The following is a 22,414-nucleotide window of genomic DNA, read 5'->3' as shown; positions in this document are numbered from 1 at the left end:
GGCGGCCCCGTGCCGCCGGACCTGGAAAATTGAAGAGGTGAGCAGATTGCGTTACAGCAGTACAAGGGATTCTTCGCTGCAGGTGTCGTCCTCCGAGGCGATTTTGCAGGGCATCTCAAAAGACGGCGGCCTGTTTGTCCCTGAGACAATTCCCGCCTTCGCGCCGGGTGAACTGGCCCAGCTGCAGGGCAGCAGCTACCAGGAGGTAGTCTCTGCCGTTCTGTCCCGCTACCTGACCGATTTTTCGCAGGAGGAGATCGACGCCTGCGTGAAAAAGGCCTATGGCAGCAAGTTCCCCGAGGGGGAGGCCCCCCTGGCCGAACTGAAAGACGGCCTTCAGGTGCTGGAACTCTGGCACGGCCCCACCTGCGCCTTTAAGGACATGGCCCTGCAGATGCTGCCCCAGCTGCTGACGGTGGCCAACAAAAAGGCGGGCGACGGCAAGACCATCCTCATTTTGGTGGCCACCTCCGGCGACACCGGTAAGGCCGCCCTCGAGGGGTTTTGCGACGTGCCGGGCACCGAGATCGCCGTGTTCTATCCCCAGGACGGGGTCAGCCACATGCAAAAGCGCCAGATGGTGACCCAGGCGGGGGAGAACGTGCACGTCTGCGGGGTGGACGGCAACTTTGACGACTGCCAGACCGGGGTGAAGCGGATCTTCACCGACGGTCGCGCCGCGGCGGAACTGGCGGCCAAGGGGATGCGCTTTTCCAGCGCCAACTCCATCAACTGGGGGCGGCTGGCGCCCCAGATCGTCTACTATGTATACGCCTATCTGGAGATGTGCCGCGCCGGCAAGGTCGCCATGGGGGAGCCGGTGAACTTTGCCGTCCCCACCGGGAACTTCGGCAACATCCTCGCCGCCTACTTTGCCAAGGAGATGGGCGTCCCCATCGGCAAACTCATCTGCGCCTCCAACCGCAACAACGTGCTCACCGACTTTTTGAGCGAGGGTCGCTACGACCGCAACCGCCCCTTCTACACCACCCTCTCCCCGTCGATGGACATCCTGGTCTCCTCCAACCTGGAGCGGCTCCTCTACCTCCTCTCTGGGCGGGACGACGGGCTGATCGGCCGCCTCTACCGCGACCTGTCCGATTCCGGCCGCTTTGCGGTGAAAGAGGAGATGCTCGGCCGCCTCCAAGAGAGCTTTGCCGCCGGCTGCGCCGACGACGCCGAGACCTCGGCTGCCATCAGAGAGGTCTACGACCGCTCGGGCTACCTCTGTGACCCCCACACCGCCGTGGCCTTCAAGGTCTACGGCGAGTACCGGGCGGCCACCGGAGATGAGACCCCCACGGTGGTGGTCTCCACCGCCAGCCCCTACAAATTCCCGGCCAGTGTGCTGGAGGCGCTGGGCGGCGAGCTGCCGGGGAAAAACGACTTCTCCATCCTCTCCTCGCTGGAGGAGCGCAGCGGTGTCGCGGCTCCGGCGGCCCTCAAGGCCCTGCGGGACAAACCCATTCGCTTTGGCGACTGCTGCATGCCCGGCGAGATGTTCGGCTGGGTCAAGGCGGTCCTCAACATCTAGCGGGCACCGGACAGGAAAAAAGGGCGGCTGGGCCGCCCTTTTTTGAGGGGTATCGCAGATGTTCAGACCCTCTGCCGCCTATTCCCCCTCTTTGGGGTGAAAGGTGGAGCAGATGGTGTCGCAGCAGGAGCAGGCAAAGTGTGGCCCCACCTGAATATCTGCCGCTGTACAGCGCCGGTCGCGATTGTAAATGCAGTTTTCCACGTCGCAGACGACCTGTGGAATGGGTCCGGGCTTGCTCTTTTTCACGCGCAACCACACCCTTTGGCAAATTTCTGTGAACCCGTGTACATCAGCCCTCTCTAAAAGTGTGTCTGCTTGGGAGCGCTTTTATGGCAGGGAAAAGGAGGAGGGAAAATTTGAGTATTTTTGCGCTGGGCGACACCCATCTGTCGCTGGCCAGCGACAAGCCGATGGACGTCTTTCCCGGCTGGTCGGGCTATCTGCCCAAACTCGAAAAAAATTGGCGCGACACCGTTTCGGACGGCGACACGGTGGTGATCCCCGGGGATGTGTCCTGGGCCATGTCGCTGGAGGAGGCGGCCACCGATTTTGCCTTTCTCGACAGCCTGCCGGGCCGCAAGATCTTGCTGAAGGGGAATCACGACTACTGGTGGTCCACCAAAAACAAGATGGACGGCTTTCTCGCTGAGCGGGGGTTCACCACCCTCTCCATCCTCTCCAACGAGAGCTACCAGGTGGAGGGGGTCAACATCTGCGGCAGCAGGAGCTGGTTTTTTGAGGACACCGACCCCCACGACGCCAAGATCCGCGCCCGGGAGCTGGGGCGGATCCGGATGTCGCTGGAAAAGGCCGACCCCGCCCTGCCCATCCTCCTCTTTCTCCACTACCCGCCCGTCTACCGGGACTTTCTCTCCCAGGAGACCATCGACCTGATGGGGGAGTGGGGGATCACCCAGTGCTACTACGGCCACCTCCACGGCAAGGCCATCCAGTGGGCCTTTGAGGGGGACTACGGGGGGATCGCCTTCCGCCTGGTCTCCGCCGACGCCCTGAACTTCTGCCCGCTGCGCATCAAGGAGTGACGGGCAGCGCCCTGCAAACTGCCATTTTGCCGCCAAAGCGGCGAAAAAGGTGAGAATCAGCCGCTCGGCCGGTTGCAATTGGCCGAATTGGTGTGATATAATTACAAAGATAATTGTCTGTGACAAAATTAGGAGGAAGTATAATTATGAGCCTTAACAGTTCTACTAAAGTTGAGACCAACAAATACGAATTGGAGGTCTCGGTCGCTCCCGACGTGTTTGGCAGCGCGGTAGACAAGGTGTACCATAAGAACGCCAAGAAGATCAGCGTTCCCGGCTTCCGCAAGGGCAAGGCCCCCCGCCACCTCATCGAGAAGATGTACGGCGAGGGTATCTTCTTTGACGAGGCCATCAACGACGTGATGCCCGAGGCCTTTGTCGAGGCCGCCAAAGAGGCCGGCGTCGAGCCCGTCTCCACCCCCGAGGTCAGCGTCGAGTCGGTCAGCAAGGCGGACGGCCTGGTCTTCAAGGCCACCGTCATCGTCAAGCCCGAGGTCGAGGTCAAGGACTACAAGGGCATAAAGGCCCAGAAAACCGTCAACACTGTCACTGCCGCGCAGGTCAAGGCCGAGCTGGAGAAGATGCAGGACAGGAATGCCCGCATCATCACCGTGGAGGACGCGCCCGCCAAGTCCGGCGACACCGCCATTATCGACTTTGAGGGCTTTGTCGACGGCGTCGCCTTCGAGGGCGGCAAGGGCGAGGGCCACCCCCTGGTGCTGGGCAGCGGCCAGTTCATCCCCGGCTTTGAGGACCAGGTCATCGGTCACAAGCCCGGCGAGGAGTTCGACGTGAACGTCACCTTCCCCGAGCAGTACCAGGCCGAGGAGCTGGCCGGCAAAGCGGCCACCTTTAAGGTGAAGGTGAACGAGCTCAAATCCAAAGAGCTGCCCGAGCTCGACGACGAGTTCGCCAAGGACGTCAGCGAGTTCGACACCCTGGACGAGCTGAAAAAGGACATCAAGAAGAAGCTGCAGGAGCAGGCCAACGCCCAGAGCGAGACCGAGCTGGAGAACAGCCTGGTGGACGCGGTCATCGAGAAGCTGGAGGGCGAGATCCCCGAGGTGATGTTTGAAAACCGCATCGACGAGATGGTGCAGGACTTCGACTACCGCCTGCAGTCCCAGGGGATGAACCTGCAGCTCTACCTGCAGTACACCGGCATGGAGATGGCCGATTTCCGCAAGACCTTCCGCGAGCAGGCCGAGAAGCAGGTCAAGATCCGCCTGGCCCTGGAGAAGATCGCCAAACTGGAAAAGATCGAGATCAGCGACGAGGCCGTCGAGGAGGAGATCGCCAAGATGGCGGAGAACTACCAGATGGAGCCCGAGAAGATCAAGAGTCTGGTCTCCCTGGACAACATCCGTGAGGACCTGGCTGTCAACAAGGCCATCGACCTGATCCGCGAGAGCGCCGAGGTCGAGGAGGTCAAACCCGCCAAGAAGACCGCGGCCAAGAAACCCGCTGCCAAAAAGGCCGCCAAGAAGGCTGAAGAGGGCAGCGAGGAAAAGTAAGCGGCATACATACCTCGCCTGAGGGGACTTTTGCAGCTAGGTGGGTAGAATCACTTTTGTTTGGAGGCGCATTGTAAATGAGTTTAGTACCTATGGTAGTGGAGCAGACCAGCCGGGGAGAGCGCTCTTACGACATCTACTCCCGCCTGCTCAACGACCGCATCATCATGCTCTGTGACGAGGTCAACGACCAGACCGCCAGCCTGGTGGTGGCCCAGCTGCTGTACCTGGAGGGGCAGGACCCCGACAAGGACATCATGCTCTACATCAACAGCCCGGGCGGCTCGGTGACCGCCGGCCTCGCCATCTACGACACCATGAACTACATCAAGTGCGATGTCTCCACCACCTGCATCGGGATGGCGGCGTCCATGGGGGCCTTCCTGCTCTCCAGCGGCGCCAAGGGCAAGCGCTTTGCCCTGCCCAACAGCGAGATCATGATCCACCAGCCCTCCGGCGGCAGCCAGGGGCAGGCGACCGACATCAAGATCCAGGCCGATCACATCCTCCGCACCAAAAAGCGGCTCAATGAGATCCTCGCCAAAAACACCGGGCAACCCCTGGAAGTGATCGAGCAGGACACCGAGCGGGACAACTTCAAGAGCGCGCAGGAGGCCGTGGAGTACGGCCTGGTGGACAAAGTCATAGAGAAACGGTAGGGATTTTATTCAATGCCAAATCAAGATAACGGCAACAGCGGAAACATGCTGTTTTGCTCCTTCTGCGGCAAGTCGGCCGACGAGGTCTCCAAGCTCATCACCGGGCCGGGGGTCTACATCTGCGACGAGTGCGTCTCCCTCTGCCAGTCCTTTCTGGACGACGACGATTTCGCCCCCCAGAAGGGCGGCAAGGGGAAGGACACCAGCATCCACGTGCTCACCCCCAAGGAGATCAAGGCCATCCTCGACGAGTATGTGATCGGGCAGGACAGCGCCAAAAAGACCTTGGCGGTGGCGGTCTACAACCACTATAAGCGGCTGTTGGCCGGCCCCCAGGAAAACGGGGTGGAGCTGCAAAAGAGCAACATCCTGCTGCTGGGCCCCACCGGGGTGGGCAAGACCCTGCTGGCCCAGACCCTGGCGCACATCCTCAACGTCCCCTTCGCCATTGCCGACGCCACCACCCTGACCGAGGCGGGCTACGTGGGCGAGGACGTGGAGAACATCCTCCTCAAGCTCATCCAGGCGGCGGACTTCGACGTGGAGCGGGCCGAGCACGGCATCATCTACCTCGACGAGATCGACAAGATCACCCGCAAGTCGGAAAACCCCTCCATCACCCGGGACGTGTCCGGCGAGGGGGTACAGCAGGCCCTGCTGAAGATGGTGGAGGGCACCGTTGCCAACGTCCCGCCCCAGGGCGGGCGCAAACACCCCCAGCAGGAGTTCATCCAGATCGACACCTCCAACATCCTCTTCATCTGCGGCGGCGCCTTCGAGGGCATCGAGAAGATCATCGAAAAGAGGATCTCCTCCTCCGCCATGGGCTTTGGCGCCAACGTGGTGAGCAAAAAGGAGATGGCCGAGAGAAACCTGCTGGAGGAGATCGTCCCCCACGACCTGGTGAAGTTCGGCATCATCCCCGAGCTGGTGGGCCGTCTGCCCATCATCAGCTCCCTGCGGGCGCTGGACGAGGACTCCCTGGTGAAGATCCTCTGCGAGCCCAAAAATGCGGTGCTCAAGCAGTATCAGGCCATGTTGGAGATGGACGGGGTCGACTTGGAGTTCACCCCGGAGGCCCTGCGGGCCGTGGCCCGCAAGAGCATCGAGCGCAAGACCGGCGCCCGGGGGCTGCGCTCCATCATGGAGGAGCTGCTCCAGGACGTGATGTACGAAATCCCCTCCCAGGAAAAGGTCAGCAAGGTCCAAATCGGGGAGAAGTGCGTCGAGGGCAAGGCGGAGCCCGTCCTCACCTACGACGAGAAAAAGCGGCCGGTCCGCTTTTCCGGAAAGCTGACGGGCAAGCAAAAAGCCATTTAAACGCAAGTTGCAAAGGGGCGGCGAGGCCGTCCCTTTTTGCTGTCCTGTAAGGGAAAAGGACCCGCCCCAGAGGGCGGCGGAACAAATGAGAGTTATTTAGTGTATTTTGCTTGAAAAAAGGGGCAAAAGCAGCTATAATGAAGCGTAAATCCTTTCTGGCGCCGCCCCGTTTGAGCGGCCCCTTTCGACGAGAAATACGAGGTGATCTTTTGAATATAGAAAAACGCGGCGGATCGGAGAGCATGCCCGCCATGGCCCTGCGGGGAATGGTCCTCTTCCCGGGCAACATCATGCACTTTGACGTGGGGCGGGACCAGTCCATCCGCGCGGTGGAGAGCGCCCTGGAGAGCGGCAGCAACCTCTTTGTGGTGGCTCAAAAGGACGTGCGGGTGGACGACCCCACCCCCGACGACCTGTATGAGTACGGCACCGTGGCCCGGGTCAAACAGCTTCTGAAGATGCCCGACGACGGTGTAAAGGTGCTGGCCAGAGGGCTTTACCGGGCCCGCGCGGTGGAGCTGCAGGCCGGGGGAGAGATGCTGCAGGCCACCGTTGAGCGCAGCGACCTGCCCCAGCCCCGGCGGATCACCCCGACCCTGATCGCCAACGTGCGGGCGGCCAAACAGCTTTTTGAGGAGTACGTGAGCGCCGGCAACAAGGGGGCGCCCAAAGAGGTGCTCCTGGGGGTGCTGGGAGAGCAGGACCCGGGCCGCCTGGTGGAGCAGATCTGCCAGAGCGCCAACCTCCCCTATGAGTCCAAACAGGAGATTTTGGAGCAGCGCACCGTCTCCCGCCAGGTGGAGAAGCTGGTGATCGCCCTGGAGCGGGAAATCAACGTCCTCCTCATCGAGAAGGACATCTACGACAAGGTGCGGGTGCAGCTGGACCAGAACCAGCGGGAGTACGTCCTGCGCGAGCAGATGCACATCATCTCCGAGGAGCTGGGGGAGGACGGCGACGACAGTGAGCTGGAAGAGCTGCAAAAGAAGATCCAGGCGCTGGAACTGCCCCAGGAGACCCGGGAGCACTTTGAGAAAAACCTGAACCGGCTGGCCAAAATGCCCCAGGGCTCGCAGGAGGGCAGCGTCATCCAGACCTATTTGGAGACCTGCCTGGAACTGCCCTGGAACACCTATTCCAAGGTGAGTGCCAACCTGCAGGCGGCGTCCAAGATCCTTGAACGGGACCACTACGGCCTGAAAAAGGTCAAGGAGCGGATCCTCGAGTTCATCGCCGTCTCCAAGCTGGCCCCCAAAAACAGCGGCCAGATCCTCTGCCTGGTGGGCCCTCCGGGGGTGGGCAAGACCTCGATCGTCAAGTCCATCGCCGAGAGCATGGGCAGAAAGTACGTCCGCATCTCCCTGGGCGGGGTGCGGGACGAATCGGAGATCCGCGGCCACCGCAAGACCTATATCGGCTCGATGCCCGGGCGGATCATCAAGGCCATGGCCCAGGCCAAGACCCAAAACCCCCTCATCCTCCTCGACGAGGTGGACAAACTGGGCAACGACTACAAGGGCGACCCCTCGTCGGCCCTGTTGGAGGTGCTGGACAAGGAGCAGAACCAGGCCTTCCGGGACCACTACATAGAGGTGCCCTACGACCTCAGCGACGTCCTCTTCATCACCTCGGCAAACGACGCCGCGGCCATCCCCGCCCCCCTCTACGACCGGATGGAGGTCATCGAGCTGGGCAGCTACACCGACGTGGAGAAGTACAATATCGCCAAGCGCCACCTCATCCCCAAGCAGATGAAGGCCCACGGGCTGGAGGCGGGGCAGCTCAAAATCTCCCGCGACGCCGTCTTTGAACTCATCGACGGCTACACCCGGGAGGCGGGCGTCCGCAGCTTGGAGCGGGAGATCGCCGGCCTCTGCCGCAAGGCGGCCAAAGAGGTGGTGGCGGGCGAAAAGGGGCTCTCGGTCACCAAGGCAAACCTCTCCCGGCTGATCGGCCACCGCCGCTTTGACCGGGAGGACGCCTCCCTCGAAAACAAGGTGGGCACCGTCACCGGCCTGGCCTGGACCGCGGTGGGCGGCACCACCCTGCCGATGGAGGCGGTGGTGCTGGAGGGCAGCGGCAAAATCGAGATCACCGGCTCTCTGGGCGACGTGATGCAGGAGTCGGCCAAGATCGCCGTCAGCTATGTGCGCAGCATCGCCGACCTCTACGACATCCCCCACAACTTCTACAAAAACCGGGACATCCACATCCACGCTCCCCAGGGCGCGATCCCCAAAGACGGTCCCTCGGCGGGGGTCACCATGGTGACCGCCCTGGTCTCGGCCCTGACCGAGCGGCCGGTGCGGGGAGAAGTGGCCATGACCGGCGAAATCGACCTGCACGGCAACGTGCTGCCCATCGGCGGCCTGAAAGAAAAGAGCATGGCCGCCTACAAAAACGGCTGCACCACCGTCTTGATCCCCAAGCGAAACCTCCCCGACTTGGAGGAGGTGGACCAGGAGGTCAAGGACCACCTGCACTTTGTGCCGGTGGAGACCATCTCCCAGGTGCTGGAGACCGCCCTGGTCAAACCGGCCGCACCGCCGCCCGAAGAGGTGGAGGAACTGCCCTCCGCCCCCCCGAGGAAGAAGGCGGGACCCGCCCGCCCGCGGGACACCCACATCCAACAGTAGGGAGGACGCCATGAACTTTAACGCCATTGAATTTTACGCCTCGTACGGGGTGTCGTCCCAGCTGCCCCCCAGCGACCGGGCCGAGATCGTCTTCTCCGGCCGCTCCAACGTGGGCAAGTCCTCCCTCATCAACAAGGTGGCCAACCGCAAGCGGCTGGCGCGGGTGTCGGCCTCGCCGGGCAAGACGGTCACCATCAACTTCTTTACCGCCGGCCCCGGCTACATCGTCGACCTGCCCGGCTACGGCTACGCCAAGGTCTCCCGCTCCGAGAAGGAGCGCTGGGCCAAGTTGATGGAGGACTACTTTCACAGCGACCGGGACATCCGCCTGGTGGTGCAGCTGGTGGACATCCGCCACCAGCCCACCGCCGATGATTTGCAGATGATCGACTTCCTCATCGACAGCGAGATCCCCTTTCTCATCGCCCTGACCAAGGCCGACAAGCTGACGGCCAAGCAGAAGGAGAAGCGGTTGGAAGAGCTGCGAGAGGAGATCCCCTGCGGCGACCAGCTGCACCTGGTCGCCACCTCCGCCCAGACCTTTGAGGGCATCCCCGAGCTGCGGGGCATTTTGGAGGCCCTCTTGGAAGAGGACGACGGGGAGGACACAGAGGAAGAGTGCGAAGGGGAGGAGTGAGGAGATGTTCGTTTCCAAAAGTTTGGACGTCAACAACTTGGGCCACCTGACCGTCGGCGGGCTGGATGCCGTCGCCCTGGCCGAGCGCTACGGCACCCCGCTCTACGTGATGGACGAGGACCTGATCCGGGAGAACTGCCGGGCCTTCAAGCAGTCCATCGACCGCTACTACGACGGCAGGGGGCTCTGCACCTATGCCAGCAAGGCCTTTTGCTGCAAGGCGGTCTGCCGCATTGCCCAGGAGGAGGGGCTGGGATTGGACGTGGTGTCCAGTGGGGAGCTCTACACCGCCCTGCAGGCGGGCTTTCCCATGGAGCGGGTCTACTTTCACGGCAACAACAAGACCCCGGCCGAGCTGACCATGGCCCTGGAGAGCGGGGTCGGCCAAATCGTGGTGGACAATCTGGAAGAGCTGCAGCTCGTCGGCAGCCTGTCGCGGGCTGCTGGGCGGGTGACCGACATCCTCTTTCGCATCAAGCCCGGCATCGACGCCCACACCCACGACTTTATCCGCACTGGGCAGATCGACTCCAAGTTCGGCCTGGCCCTGGAAAATGGCGAGGCCATGGAGGCCGTCGACGAGGCCATGGCCATGAAGGGGGTGCGGCTGAAGGGGCTGCACTGCCACATCGGCTCACAGATTTTTGACATCGCCCCCTTCGAGTTGGCGGCCGAGGTGATGATCCGCTTTATGGGCGAGATCCAGCGCAGGTACGGCAGAGTGCTGGAGATCCTCGACCTGGGGGGCGGCTTTGGCATCAAGTACGTCGACTCCGACAACCCCTCCAGCTACGACGAGTACATGCAGCGGGTCTCCAAGGTCATCCACCGCTGCTGTGGCGAGGAGGGGCTGCCCATCCCCTATGTGGTCATCGAGCCGGGTCGCTCTATTGTGGGGCCCGCCGGCACCACCCTCTACACCGTGGGCTCGGTGAAGGAAATCAAAAATGTCCGCACCTATGTGGCCATCGACGGGGGGATGACCGACAACCCCCGCTACGCCCTCTACCAGGCGGCCTACGACGTGCTGGTGGCCAACCGGGCGGCCGAGCCCAAGACCCAGACGGTCACGGTGGCGGGCAAGTGCTGCGAGAGCGGCGACTTGATCCAGGAAAACACCCGCATCCAGGAGGTGGGGCCCGGCGACATCCTGGCGGTGCTGGCCACCGGGGCCTATAACTACTCCATGGCCTCCAACTACAACCGCATCCCCCGCCCGCCGGTGGTGATGGTCTCCCAGGGGGAGAGCCGCCTGGTCGTCCGCCGGGAGAGTTTAGAGGACCTGCTGCGAAACGACCTCTGACAGGGAGGGGTGTCCCGGACCCCTTGAGACAGCTTGTGAAAGCGCGCGGAAACCGGTGTTTCGGCGCGCTTTTTCTTGGGCGAACTGCCGGATTTCTCCATCTCCGCCACAAAAGTGGTGGGGAAGCCTTTACTTTCACAATTTAAGGTGTTAAACTTTAAATCAAGATGATTTGGAAAGGCGGGTTTTTCATTGAACAGCAATCTGTCAAGAGATACCTTTGACGACCTGTTTTCGGCGATCGTGTCCATCGACAACCTGGACGACTGCTATGACTTTTTTGACGACCTCTGCACCATTCAGGAGCTCAAGGCCATTGCCCAGCGCTTTCACGTGGCGCGGATGCTGCGGCAGAAAAAGGTCTACAGCGACATCGTCAAGGAGACCGGCGCCTCGACGGCGACCATCAGCCGGGTCAACCGCTCCCTTCTCTACGGGTGCGGCGGCTACGACAAACTGCTGGACTCGATGGCGGGAGAGACCGACCTTGAAGGGTAGACAGCAGAATTTCTACGGCAATTTTGCCGGCTTTTACGACGCCCTCACCGAAAACGTGGACAGGGCGCGTATGGCCGGCTTTATTGTGGAAAAGCTGGCAGAGCAGGGGATCGACGGCGGCATCGTGCTGGATGCCGGCTGCGGGACGGGGGAACTCTGCCTGCGCCTGGCGCGGGCCGGGTACGACCTCATCGGCGCCGACCCCTCGGAGGAGATGCTGGAGATCGCCCGGGAGCGGGTGATGGAGAGCGGGGAGGACATCCTGTTGTTGGGCCAGGGGATGGAGGAGCTCGATTTGTACGGGACCATCCGCGCCGCCGTCTCCACCCTGGACACCGTCAACCACCTGCCCGACCGGGAGGCGGTCCGCCGCGCCTTCTCCCGCGTCTCCCTGTTCATGGAGGAGGGCGGCGTCTTCCTCTTTGACGTCAACACCCGCTACAAGCACGCCCAGGTGCTGGGGAACAACGCCTACCTCTACGACCTGGGCGACCTCTACTGCGGCTGGCAGAACGAGTGGCGGGAGGAGGAAGGGGTGACCGACATCTCCCTCACCTTTTTTGAAGAGGGGGAGGACGGCCGGTTTGCCCGCTGTGACGAGTGTTTTTCAGAGACCTGGTATGCCCCTGAATTTTTGCAGGCGGCCTTGGAAGAGGCTGGATTTGCGCTGCTGCAGCGCTTTGACGGGTATCGTGACCGCCCGGTGACAGAGAAGAGTCAGCGGGTGGTATACCTGGCCAAGAAGGAGGGAAAATAGATGGGACGTGTACTGCGCGCCATCAGTGAAAATGGGGGAGTGGTGATGACCGCCATCGACTCCACCGACGTTGTCGCCCGGGCCGAGCAGATCCACGAGAGTTCTGCCGTGGTCACTGCCGCTCTGGGCAGGTTGCTCACCGCTGCCTCCATCATGGGCTGCGGCCTGAAGGGGAAGGAACAGAGCGTCACCCTGCGCCTCAGCGGCGGGGGGCCGGCGGGGAATGTCATCGCCGTCTCCGACGCCTGGGGCAATGTGCGGGGCACCGTCAGCCAGCCGGTGGTGGAACTGCCCCTCAACCCCTACGGAAAGCTGGATGTGGGCGGCGCGGTGGGGCGGGATGGCACCCTGACGGTCATCCGCGACACCGGCATGAAAGACCCCTATGTGGGTAGTGTGCCCCTGGTGAGCGGCGAGGTGGCCGAGGACGTGACCGCCTATTATGCCGCCAGCGAGCAGGTCCCCACCGTCTGCGCCCTGGGGGTGCTGGTCAATCCCGACTTGACGGTGCGGGCGGCCGGCGGCTTTTTGGTGCAGCTCCTCCCCGGCGCGCTGGAGGAGGAGATCGAGCAGCTGGAGGGCAACCTCAAAGAGCTGCCCTCCGTCACCCGGATGCTCGAGGGCGGGATGTCTCTGGAGCAGATCATCGAGCGGGTGCTCGACGGCTTTGCCCCCAATATCCTGGACGAGTTCCCGGTGGAGTACCGCTGCAACTGCTCCCGCCAGCGGGTGGAGAAGGCGCTGCTCAGCCTGGGGAACGAGGAGCTGCAGGAAATGATCGACGAGGGGGAGCCGGTGGAGGTCTGCTGCCACTTCTGTGAAAGAAAATACAACTTCACCCAAGAAGAGCTAAAAAATTTGAAAAATCCTATTGACAGATAAACACATCTCCTGTATACTAATAAACGTTGTCGGACAAGAAACGGCAACCCTGAAAGAGGTCAAAAAGTTCCGCTTTTCTCTTTCAGTTGGTATACATGGCCCGGTAGTTCAGTTGGTTAGAACGCTAGCCTGTCACGCTAGAGGTCGAGGGTTCGAGCCCCTTCCGGGTCGCCAATGTGTGCCTCTGTAGCTCAGTCGGTAGAGCAGAGGACTGAAAATCCTCGTGTCATTGGTTCGATTCCGATCGGAGGCACCATTTCCGCGGGTTTAGCTCATCTGGTAGAGCGCCACCTTGCCAAGGTGGAGGTAGCGAGTTCGAGCCTCGTAACCCGCTCCACGAAAAAGGCGCTAAGAAATTAGCGCCTTCCGTTTTACAGAGCCGGTTATGCAGATATTTTGCATAACCGTGAATATGGCGCCATAGCCAAGCGGTAAGGCAGAGGTCTGCAAAACCTTTATCCCCAGTTCAATTCTGGGTGGCGCCTCCATATAAAAGAAAGCCCTGGATCTTTGGTTCAGGGCTTTCTTTTTGTTACCGCGGAAGGGGAGAAAAGGACGAGACATAACCCCTGCCAAAACTGCATACGTTTACCGAGAGGTGAAAAATATGCTGTTTGTCACAAAAAGGTGCAAGCCCCCCTATCTCCTACTGGGGATCTCGGTCCTGTTGGCCCTGGTCATCACCCTCTGCAACTTCACGACTTTTGCCATTGCCAGCGACGCCGACCTCAAAAAGAGCCCGGTCATCATCCTGGACGCGGGCCATGGCGGCTTTGATTCCGGTGCGACGTCGGGCTCGGTGGTGGAGAAGGACATCAACCTGCAAATTGCCCTCAAGCTGCGGGACACCCTTGCCTTTCAGGGATACACCGTCATCATGACCCGGGAGCAGGACACCTCCACCGAGAGCGAGGGGAAAAACCTCTCACAGCGCAAGAAGTCAGACATGCGAAATCGCCTCAAATTGATCAATGACCACCCCAACGCCATCTTCCTCTCCATCCATCAAAACTCCTACCAGAGCGCCAACAAGGGCTCCCAGGTATTTTACAACAAGAAAAACGCCGAGGGCGAGCTGTTGGCCAAGTGTATCCAACAGACCATTCGCGCCAACTTGCAGCCCGAGAGCCACCGGGAACACAAGCCCTCCGGCAAGGAGTACTTTCTGCTGGAAAACAGTACCACACCGGGGGTCCTCATCGAGTGCGGCTTCATCTCCAATTCAGAGGAGCTGGCAAAGCTCAAAGACAGCAGCTACCAGCAGCAGTTGGCCCTCTGCATTTATCAGGGACTCTGTGCCTACCTGGAGCAGTCCTCCCAGTGGCAGGAGTCCCGTTAAGAGACAGAAAACCGTGCCCTCGCACCCAATGGGGAGCGAGGGCACTTTTTGTGCGAAAGAGGGAGCGGGCAGGGGAGATGCTCAAACAAAAATAAGCATTATAATTTCTGCCTGAAAAGGCTTTTCTTATGCAATATGACAGGGTATAATAGGGGAGAAGTGAGATGGCAAATCAACGATTTTCTGTCGGAAAAGGGGGAAGGCCATCAATTTGATGATAAAATCTGCTCAAACAGAAAAAGAATTGTTGGGGAAATAGAAAGTGGTGGACATCGTTAAAAAATTATCAATTACCACTTGAAAAAAGCTCGTCATGCTATATACTTGGATATAGTAAGCAGAGCCACCCAACAACCGCATTGGAGGAAAATCAGTATGGCGAAGAAAAACGAAACCGCACCTGTCCTCATTGACAGCGTCGAGGCGCTGATCGCAAAGATGAAGGCAATGAGAGAGGCGCAGAAGGAATTTGCGACCTTTACTCAGGAACAAGTCGACAAGATTTTCTATGAAGCAGCTATGGCGGCCAACAAGCAGCGCATCCCGCTGGCCAAAATGGCGGTCGAAGAGACCGGCATGGGCGTTGTGGAAGACAAGGTCATCAAAAACCACTACGCCGCCGAATACATCTACAATGCCTACAAGGACACCAAGACCTGCGGCGTTGTCGAGGAAGACCCCGCCTTTGGCATTCAGAAGGTGGCCGAGCCCATCGGCCTGGTGGCTGCGGTCATCCCCACCACCAACCCCACCTCGACTGCCATCTTCAAGACCCTGATTTCCCTGAAGACCCGCAATGCCATCATCATCAGCCCCCACCCCCGCGCCAAGAACTGCACCATCGCCGCCGCCAAGGTGGTTCTGGAGGCAGCGGTCAAGGCCGGCGCCCCCGAGGGCATCATCGGCTGGATCGACGTCCCCTCGCTGGAGTTGACCAATGAGGTCATGCGCAGCGCCGACATCATCCTCGCCACCGGCGGCCCCGGCATGGTGAAGGCGGCCTACTCCTCCGGCAAACCCGCCCTGGGCGTGGGCGCCGGCAACACCCCCGTCATCATCGACGACACCGCCGATGTGCGGATGGCCGTCAACTCCATCATCCACTCCAAGACCTTTGACAACGGCATGATCTGCGCCTCCGAGCAGTCGGTCACCGTGCTGGACAAAGTCTACCAGCAGGCCAAGGACGAGTTCGCCTACCGCGGCTGCTACTTCCTGAAAAAAGACGAGATCGAGAAGGTCCGCAAGACCATCCTCATCAACGGCTCTCTCAACGCCAAGATCGTCGGTCAGTCGGCCTACACCATCGCCAAGCTGGCTGGGGTCAACGTGCCGGAGAGCACCAAGATCCTCATCGGCGAGGTCGAGTCGGTGGACATCTCCGAGGAGTTTGCCCACGAAAAACTCTCCCCGGTGCTGGCCATGTACCGCGCCAAGAGCTTTGACGAGGCCCTGCAGAAGGCCGCTCAGCTGGTCGCCGACGGCGGCTACGGCCACACTGCCTCCCTCTACGTGCACCCCGCCCAGAAGGAGAAGATCGCCAAGCACGCGGCTGCCATGAAGACCTGCCGCGTCCTCATCAACACCCCCTCCTCCCACGGCGGCATCGGCGACCTCTACAACTTCAAGCTGGCTCCCTCCCTGACCCTGGGCTGCGGCTCCTGGGGCGGCAACTCGGTTTCTGAAAACGTGGGCGTGAAACACCTGCTGAACATCAAAACCGTGGCCGAGAGGAGAGAGAATATGCTCTGGTTCAGAACCCCTGAAAAGGTCTACTTCAAGAAGGGCTGCATGCCGGTCGCTCTGGACGAGCTGGGCAAGGTCATGCACAAGAAGAAGGCCTTCATCGTCACCGATACCTTCCTGTACAAAAACGGCTATGTCCACCCCATCGAGGCCAAACTCGACGAAATGGGCATTCAGCACACCTGCTTCTTCGACGTGGCCCCCGATCCGACCCTGGGCTGCGCCAAGGCCGGCGCCAAGGCCATGGCCGATTTTGAGCCCGACACCATCATCGCCTTGGGCGGCGGTTCCGCCATGGATGCCGCCAAGATCATGTGGGTGATGTACGAGCATCCCGACGTGAACTTTGAGGATATGGCCATGGACTTCATGGACATCCGCAAGCGCGTTTACACCTTCCCGAAGATGGGGGAGAAGGCCTACTTTGTCGCCATCCCGACTTCTTCCGGCACCGGTTCCGAGGTGACCCCCTTCGCCATCATCACGGACGAGAACAGCGGCGTGAAATACCCCCTGGCCGACTACGAGCTGCTGCCGAACATGGCCATCGTCGACGTGGACAACATGATGACCCAGCCCAAGGGCCTGACCAGTGCCTCCGGCATCGACGTCATGACCCACGCCCTGGAAGCCTATGTCTCCATCATGGCCTCCGACTACACCGACGGTCTGGCCCTCAAAGCCATCAAGAGCGTCTTTGAGTACCTGCCCTCCGCCTACGAGAACGGCGCCAACGACCCCAAGGCCAGAGAGATGATGGCCAACGCCTCCTGCCTGGCCGGTATGGCCTTCGCCAACGCCTTCCTGGGCCTCAACCACTCCATGGCGCACAAACTGGGCGCCTTCCACCACCTGCCCCACGGCGTGGCCAACGCAGTCATCCTCACCGAGGTCATGCGCTTCAACGCCGTCGAAGTCCCCACCAAGATGGGCACCTTCTCCCAGTACGAGTACCCCCATGCCCTGGCCCGCTACGCCGAGATTGGCCGTTTTGTCGGCCTGAGTGGCAAAAACGACCAGGAGGTCTTCGACAAGCTCTGTGCCAAGCTGGAAGAGCTCAAAGAGGCCATCGGCATCAAGAAGACCATCAAGGACTACGGGGTCGACGAGAAGTACTTCCTGGACACCCTGGACGACATGGTGGAGCAGGCCTTTGACGACCAGTGCACCGGCGCCAACCCCCGCTATCCGCTCATGAAGGAGATCAAAGAGATCTACCTGAAGTGCTACTACGGCAAGTAAGCAAACGCGCCGTCTATTCGCCAATCCCCACCTGGAAGGAGTAAGTGAATCATGAAATTGGAAGAAAAGGATCTCATCGTAGCGCGCCCTTACAAAAAAGTCTATCTCTCCGGCGACAGCGTGGTCAAGGTCTTTGAGGAGTCCCATCCCAAGAAATACGTCTTCAACGAGGCGCTGAACCAGGCCATCGTCGAGGAGACCGGCCTGAACACTGCCAAGGTGCAGGAAGTTTCCCAGATCGACGGGAAATGGGCCCTGGTGTTGGAGCGCAAGCGCGGCAAGACCATGGAAGAGGTCATGGATGAGGACCCGGCCAACCTGGAAAAATACATGGATCAGTTTGTCTCCCTGCAGCTTGAGATGCACAGCAAACAGGCCCCCATGCTCAACAAGCTCAAAGACAAACTCAACCGCCAGATTAGCAGCCTGACCGCTATCAGCGCCACCACCCGGTACGAGCTGCACACCCGGCTGGACAGCATGCCCAAGCACGTGAAGGTCTGCCACGGCGACTTTATCCCCAGCAACGTCATCGTCGGCGAGGACGGCAGTCTGACCATCATCGACTGGGCCCATGCGACCCAGGGCAACGCCAGTGCCGACGCGGCCATGACCTACCTTCTGTTTGCCCTGAAAGACCAGAAGAAGGCCGACATGTACCTGCGCCTGTTCTGCGAGAAGAGCGATACTGCCCTGCAGTACGTGCAGCGCTGGCTGCCCATTGTGGCCGCTGCCCAGCTGACCAAGCACAACGACCTGGAGCAGGACTTCCTGATGCGCTGGATCGACGTGGTGGAGTACGAATAAGAATTCCTACTTCCCTAAATGAGAAAAGAGACCGCCTCGGCGGTCTCTTTTTGTATTTGCAGAAAGGGGAGAGAGCCCTTATAATAGGAACAGAGAGAAGGGGAGAGAGCCCCGTCCGATCTGGGAGGGTACAGATGAAATCGAGTGAGAAGATAGCCTTTACCTGCAGCGAATGCGGGGCGAGTTTCCCCCGGTGGAGCGGCCAGTGCCCCAGCTGCGGCAGCTGGAACACCTTGGAGGAGCACCTGGTGCGCGCCCCCGCCGCCGCAAAAGGGGGCGCTGTTGCCCCCAAGGCAGGCGCTCGCCAGTCCGACAGGGTGCCCACCGCCCTCAACCGCGTCAGCGAAGAGAGCGAAGCCCGCTTTTTGACCGGCATCGGCGAACTCGACCGGGTGCTGGGCGGGGGGATCGTCAAGGGGGCCCTGGTCTTGCTGGGGGGAGAGCCGGGGGCCGGGAAATCCACTTTGATGCTCCAGATCTGCGGCTATTTGGCGAGGCAGCTGCAGGTGCTCTACGTCTCGGGCGAAGAGTCTATCCGCCAAATCAAGCTGCGGGCCAACCGCCTGGGCGTCGACGGCGAAAACCTGAAGGTGTTGGCCGAGACCGACATCTACGCCATCTGCGACCTAATCGCCTCGTCCCGTCCCGATTTGGTGGTGATCGACTCCATTCAGACCATGAACTTGAGCGAGCTCTCGTCTTCACCGGGCAGCGTCGCCCAGGTGCGGGAGTGCACCTCTCTGTTGATGAAGACTGCCAAGGGGGAGGAGATCCCCGTGCTCATCATCGGCCATGTCAACAAGGACGGGGCGATTGCCGGCCCCAAGGTGTTGGAGCACATTGTGGACACGGTCTTGTACTTTGAGGGGGACAAGCACTTTTCCCACCGCATTCTCCGCTCGGTCAAAAACCGGTATGGCTCCACCAATGAAATCGGCGTCTTTGACATGACGGCGGAGGGCCTTAAAGAGGTGCTCAACCCCTCGATGATGCTCCTCGACGGCCGGCCGGCAGGGGTCTCCGGCACCTGCGTGGCCTGCAATATGGAGGGCAGCCGCCCCTTGCTGGCCGAGGTACAGGCCCTCATCACCAAGTCGGGCTTTGCCGCGCCCCGCCGCGTCTCCACCGGCTTTGATTACAACCGGGCCAACCTCCTCATCGCCGTGATGGAGAAAAAAGGCGGTTTTTTCTTTGGAAACCTGGACGTCTACATCAACGTGGTGGGCGGCATTCGCCTGGATGAACCGGCTGCCGACCTGGCGGTGATCCTCGCCATGTATTCCAGCGTCAAAGACCAACCCATTGCCAGCGATGTGCTGGCGGTGGGGGAGGTGGGGCTGACAGGGGAGATCCGCTCCGTCTCTCAGCTGCAAGCCCGCATCAGCGAGGCGCAGCGCCTGGGCTTTCGGCGGGTGATCGTACCCAAACAGAATCTCCGCCACGCCCAGCTGCAGCCAATCAAAGGAATTGAGATTGTCGGGGTAAGCTCCATACAAGAGGCGTTTAAAGCGGCTTTTTGATTTCCTCCAAAGGGGTGAAGTGAACACAGCCTTCTCCCAAACTGTTTCCCATCTGTGACAGATTGGGCAGATTGCAGTAGCCGTCTTTTTGGAATTTGCATTTTTTTCCGCAAATCACCAGATTCATGGATTTGATCGCCTCCCATTTACAAAGTATCCTGCCCAGTTGATTGGGAGAATATCCTCAAAGCCGAGGCGGTGGAGAGCCGCTTTGGCTTGACAGGTGTTGTGCGACTTCATTTTGTTTCGAAGCACACCAAATCTCTCAATTGATTTCTGCAGAGGGAAGTGCTATATTAGAAACAGTTAATTGCACTAAATAAAAATTTAGTGTAATTCAGGGGATGCGGTTTTTCCCTTCTTCTTTTAAGGCCGTTTCTGCGGTCTTGACGCCCTAGGTTCGTTCACATAGGTTTAGCACATCAAACCTATAGTCAAGGAGGTGTTTTCTTGCCGCTGGACAAATCTATTCTCGAGCAGACGCCCACAGTGATGCGAGACTTTCTCTTTTATATGGAGACCATCAAGGGCCGCTCGCCCCGCACGGTCGACAGCTACTTTATCGACCTGCGCACCTTCTTTCGCTTTCTCAAGCTACACAGAGATTTGGTCGCCGCCGATGTCCCCTTTGACGACATCTCCATTGGCGATGTAGACATCGACTTTATTCGCAGTGTCACCCTGTCGGACGTGTATGAGTTCATGTACTTTATCACCAAAGAGCGCGGCAACAGCGCGACGACGCGGGCGCGAAAAGTCTCTTGCTTAAAGTCCTTTTTTAAGTACCTGACAGTCAACGCCAATCTGCTGGAGCAAAACCCCATCAAAGACCTGGAAATCCCGGCCATCAAAAAGAGTATGCCCAAGTATCTCACCCTTGAAGAGAGTTTGGAGCTGCTCAACCACGTGGTGGACGACGGCTACTACGAGCGGGATTTTTGCATGCTGACCCTTTTTCTCAACTGTGGCATGCGCTTAAGTGAGCTGGTGGGAATCGATCTGGGCGATCTCTCCGACAACACTGTCCGCATCACTGGCAAGGGCAACAAAGAGCGGCTCGTCTATCTCAACCAGGCGTGTTTGGACGCAATTGAGAACTACAAACCGGTCAGAAGCCGCAATTTGACCGATATAAAGGACAGAGACGCATTGTTCCTGTCCCGTTTGGGCACCCGGATCAGCCGTCGGCGGGTACAGCAGATCGTGGAGCGAACGCTGCAAAACGCAGGCCTTTCAAACCAAGGGCTCTCCACCCACAAGTTGCGACACACGGCGGCCACGCTGATGTACCAATATGGCGGCGTGGACATACGAGTGTTGAGTGAGATTTTGGGGCACGAACACGTTTCGACTACCGAAATCTACACCCATGTCTCCAACAAACAGATGGAGGAGGCCTCTGCCAAGTCCCCCCTCTCGGGCGTAAAGCCGCCCAAGCGAAAGACCACACCGAAAGTAAAGCCCCAAAAAAACGACAATAAAGAGCAAAAATAGAAGCGCCCTCCTTCCAGTGCAGATACCTCTGGAAGGAGGGCGCTTTTTGAGAAATCGTTGTCCGACAATGTGAAAAAGGCCCCTCAAGGGCGCGCGGCGATTTGCCGGGCAATTTCCTCGGCGGCTTCGCGAGCACTGACCCGGCTGACATCGACCTTTTCGCTCTCCATCTGCTCGTAGAGGGGCAGCCGCTGGAGGCTGCGGGGAATGACGTCAGCTGTGCGAAGTCCCTGCTCCACGTCCCTTTGCAGGCGGGCCTGCAGGACTTCTGGGGTGCAGACAAGGGTGAACACCCGGCAGTCAAAAGGGAGATCGGCGAATCGGTTCAACAGGTCGTCGAGAATCTCCCAGAGGAGAAAGGCGATGTTTTCCATCACCATCGCCTTGTTTTCGTCGCTGACGACAAAGGGCTCCATATCCCAGCACCAGTCCCCGTCGAGAAAGACGCTGGGCGTCAGTATCTTTTTGAGGGATCGACAGGTGGCGGTCTTCCCCACCCCCATGGTGCCGTTGATGACGATCAACTGCTTTTTCACGGCTTCTTCCCTCCCCCGGACTTGGCTTTTGGGTGGTGCTTTTTGTAGGAGGTGCGGGCCGCATGCCGGACGGCGTTGTGGTAGAAAGCGGTGGACTGGGGGGTGAGGTGCCCCACCAGCGCCTGCACGCTTTGAATGGGAGCGCCGCTTTGCAGGAGATGGGCGGCAAAGGACTGCCGCAGGGCCTTGGCCGTGGCCCCTTCCCCCAGCCCGGCTTTGGCCGCGTACTTGCGCACCTGTTTGCAAAACCCCTGCCGGGAGAGGGGGCCGCCTTCCAGATTGCGAAAGAGCAGGTCTTGTGAGGCGCCCTCTCCGTCAGACGGAAGGGCGGGCAAGACCTCCCGGCAGTAGCGCTGTAACAGCTGTAGACACTGGGGGTAGAGGGGGACACTCCGCTGCGCGCCATCCTTCCCCTCCACCACAAGGCGGCTCTTTTTAAAGTTGATCTGCCAGGGGTGCAGGGCCAGCAGCTCTTTGACCTGAATGCCGGAGGCATAGATCAGCTCCATCATGGCGCGGTCCCGCAGCCCGGTGGGGGTGGAGAGGTCGGGGACCTGCAGAAGGCGGTCCACATCATCTGGGGAGAGGAATTCGGGAAAGGGGCGCAGGTAATTTTGCACGGCCAACGCCTGGGTCTGTACCTGGCTGTACTCCACCAATTCCGCCTGTTTGAGGTATTTGACAAAGGCGTTGATGGAGGAGACCTTGCGGTTTAATGTGGCCGGCTTGAGCCCCTGTTCGCGCAGTGCGCCCAAATAGGCCTCGACAGCGCCGTCGGTGATGGCGTCGGTGTTGCCGGCAAAGGAGATGGCCTGCAAAAAGCCGTTGACATCGGACAGGTAGGCCCGCGAGGTGCCGGTGGAGACCCTGCCGCAGAGATGGGCGGCAAATTGTTCAGCGATGGAATACATTGCGCTCCTCCCCTCCCCTTTTCATCTTGTTTT

20 protein-coding genes and 4 tRNA genes are annotated in these 22,414 nt (G+C 60.0%); 20 read left to right on the top strand and 4 right to left on the bottom strand.

All coding sequences use genetic code 11. The features are described from left to right. Positions 1-46: 46 nt before the first annotated feature. Positions 47-1,534, top strand: coding sequence for a threonine synthase (gene thrC / locus KQI11_RS04835; RefSeq protein WP_216401269.1), 1,488 nt, complete (start codon positions 47-49; stop codon positions 1,532-1,534). 78 nt (positions 1,535-1,612) lie between these two features. Here thrC and KQI11_RS04830 read toward each other — a convergent pair whose 3' ends face one another. Continuing rightward, entirely contained in the window at positions 1,613-1,783 is a 171-nt protein-coding gene (locus tag KQI11_RS04830) for a DUF1540 domain-containing protein (protein ID WP_021659173.1), read from the bottom strand. Between the two features lie 110 nt (positions 1,784-1,893). Here KQI11_RS04830 and KQI11_RS04825 point away from each other — a divergent pair, with 110 nt between their 5' ends. The 18 genes from KQI11_RS04825 (at position 1,894) to radA (ending at position 19,440) form a co-directional block, all read left to right on the top strand. After that, positions 1,894-2,580 carry a metallophosphoesterase gene (locus KQI11_RS04825; protein WP_216401268.1) on the top strand — a complete coding sequence of 229 codons (687 nt, stop codon included), beginning with the start codon at positions 1,894-1,896 and terminating at the stop codon, positions 2,578-2,580. A gap of 146 nt (positions 2,581-2,726) precedes the next feature. Beyond that, positions 2,727-4,094 (top strand): trigger factor, encoded by a 1,368-nt coding sequence (tig, locus tag KQI11_RS04820; protein ID WP_185915129.1) that lies wholly within the window; start codon positions 2,727-2,729, stop codon positions 4,092-4,094. 77 nt (positions 4,095-4,171) lie between these two features. Continuing rightward, positions 4,172-4,753 carry an ATP-dependent Clp endopeptidase proteolytic subunit ClpP gene (clpP, locus tag KQI11_RS04815; protein ID WP_044992346.1) on the top strand — a complete coding sequence of 194 codons (582 nt, stop codon included), beginning with the start codon at positions 4,172-4,174 and terminating at the stop codon, positions 4,751-4,753. Positions 4,754-4,765: 12 nt separating this feature from the next. Continuing rightward, entirely contained in the window at positions 4,766-6,073 is a 1,308-nt protein-coding gene (gene clpX / locus KQI11_RS04810; protein ID WP_216401267.1) for an ATP-dependent Clp protease ATP-binding subunit ClpX, read from the top strand. Positions 6,074-6,315: 242 nt separating this feature from the next. Then, positions 6,316-8,709 carry an endopeptidase La gene (gene lon, locus KQI11_RS04805; protein ID WP_216401337.1) on the top strand — a complete coding sequence of 798 codons (2,394 nt, stop codon included), beginning with the start codon at positions 6,316-6,318 and terminating at the stop codon, positions 8,707-8,709. A 10-nt stretch (positions 8,710-8,719) separates the two neighbouring features. Continuing rightward, positions 8,720-9,346 (top strand): ribosome biogenesis GTP-binding protein YihA/YsxC, encoded by a 627-nt coding sequence (gene yihA / locus KQI11_RS04800; RefSeq protein WP_185915131.1) that lies wholly within the window; start codon positions 8,720-8,722, stop codon positions 9,344-9,346. A gap of 4 nt (positions 9,347-9,350) precedes the next feature. After that, positions 9,351-10,649: a diaminopimelate decarboxylase gene (gene lysA / locus KQI11_RS04795; RefSeq protein WP_216401266.1), complete on the top strand. Its 1,299-nt coding sequence runs from the start codon at positions 9,351-9,353 to the stop codon at positions 10,647-10,649. A gap of 192 nt (positions 10,650-10,841) precedes the next feature. Then, the gene (locus KQI11_RS04790; RefSeq protein ID WP_021659164.1) at positions 10,842-11,147 is read left to right on the top strand and encodes a YerC/YecD family TrpR-related protein; all 306 of its coding nucleotides are present in this window, start codon (positions 10,842-10,844) and stop codon (positions 11,145-11,147) included. After that, on the top strand, positions 11,137-11,904 hold the full coding sequence (locus KQI11_RS04785) for a class I SAM-dependent DNA methyltransferase (RefSeq protein WP_216401265.1): 768 nt from the start codon (positions 11,137-11,139) through the stop codon (positions 11,902-11,904). The genes KQI11_RS04790 and KQI11_RS04785 overlap by 11 nt, the downstream gene beginning before the upstream one ends. After that, complete coding sequence (gene hslO / locus KQI11_RS04780) at positions 11,905-12,786, top strand: Hsp33 family molecular chaperone HslO (RefSeq protein WP_216401264.1); 882 nt, start codon at positions 11,905-11,907, stop codon at positions 12,784-12,786. Between the two features lie 97 nt (positions 12,787-12,883). Further along, positions 12,884-12,960, top strand: a tRNA-Asp gene (locus KQI11_RS04775). A 6-nt stretch (positions 12,961-12,966) separates the two neighbouring features. Next, positions 12,967-13,042, top strand: a tRNA-Phe gene (locus KQI11_RS04770). Positions 13,043-13,047: 5 nt separating this feature from the next. Beyond that, a tRNA-Gly gene (locus KQI11_RS04765) sits at positions 13,048-13,123 on the top strand. 77 nt (positions 13,124-13,200) lie between these two features. Continuing rightward, a tRNA-Cys gene (locus KQI11_RS04760) sits at positions 13,201-13,274 on the top strand. Positions 13,275-13,393: 119 nt separating this feature from the next. Continuing rightward, the gene (locus KQI11_RS04755; protein WP_216401263.1) at positions 13,394-14,125 is read left to right on the top strand and encodes an N-acetylmuramoyl-L-alanine amidase; all 732 of its coding nucleotides are present in this window, start codon (positions 13,394-13,396) and stop codon (positions 14,123-14,125) included. Between the two features lie 375 nt (positions 14,126-14,500). Continuing rightward, positions 14,501-17,113: a bifunctional acetaldehyde-CoA/alcohol dehydrogenase gene (gene adhE, locus KQI11_RS04750; protein WP_185915138.1), complete on the top strand. Its 2,613-nt coding sequence runs from the start codon at positions 14,501-14,503 to the stop codon at positions 17,111-17,113. A gap of 51 nt (positions 17,114-17,164) precedes the next feature. Beyond that, positions 17,165-17,920 (top strand): phosphotransferase family protein, encoded by a 756-nt coding sequence (locus KQI11_RS04745; RefSeq protein ID WP_185915139.1) that lies wholly within the window; start codon positions 17,165-17,167, stop codon positions 17,918-17,920. 134 nt (positions 17,921-18,054) lie between these two features. After that, positions 18,055-19,440: a DNA repair protein RadA gene (radA, locus tag KQI11_RS04740; RefSeq protein WP_216401262.1), complete on the top strand. Its 1,386-nt coding sequence runs from the start codon at positions 18,055-18,057 to the stop codon at positions 19,438-19,440. Here radA and KQI11_RS04735 read toward each other — a convergent pair. Beyond that, positions 19,424-19,567 (bottom strand): hypothetical protein, encoded by a 144-nt coding sequence (locus KQI11_RS04735; protein ID WP_185915141.1) that lies wholly within the window; start codon positions 19,565-19,567, stop codon positions 19,424-19,426. The genes radA and KQI11_RS04735 overlap by 17 nt on opposite strands. 365 nt (positions 19,568-19,932) lie before the next feature. Here KQI11_RS04735 and KQI11_RS04730 point away from each other — a divergent pair, with 365 nt between their 5' ends. Further along, positions 19,933-20,934: a tyrosine recombinase XerC gene (locus KQI11_RS04730; RefSeq protein ID WP_286172570.1), complete on the top strand. Its 1,002-nt coding sequence runs from the start codon at positions 19,933-19,935 to the stop codon at positions 20,932-20,934. Positions 20,935-21,017: 83 nt separating this feature from the next. On the opposite strand, the gene KQI11_RS04725 is transcribed toward KQI11_RS04730, so the two are convergent. Further along, positions 21,018-21,470, bottom strand: a complete 453-nt coding sequence (locus KQI11_RS04725; protein ID WP_216401261.1) for an AAA family ATPase — start codon at positions 21,468-21,470, stop codon at positions 21,018-21,020. Continuing rightward, positions 21,467-22,381 carry a tyrosine-type recombinase/integrase gene (locus KQI11_RS04720; RefSeq protein ID WP_216401260.1) on the bottom strand — a complete coding sequence of 305 codons (915 nt, stop codon included), beginning with the start codon at positions 22,379-22,381 and terminating at the stop codon, positions 21,467-21,469. Before KQI11_RS04720 ends, KQI11_RS04725 begins: the two co-directional genes overlap by 4 nt. Positions 22,382-22,414 lie beyond the last annotated feature (33 nt).

The sequence above is a fragment of the Acetanaerobacterium sp. MSJ-12 genome, assembly GCF_018917875.1.
Classification (GTDB): Bacteria; Bacillota; Clostridia; order Oscillospirales; family Ruminococcaceae; genus Bittarella; species Bittarella massiliensis.
Note: the sequence above shows the minus strand (reverse complement) of the source record. Positions and strands in the feature narration are given on the sequence as shown.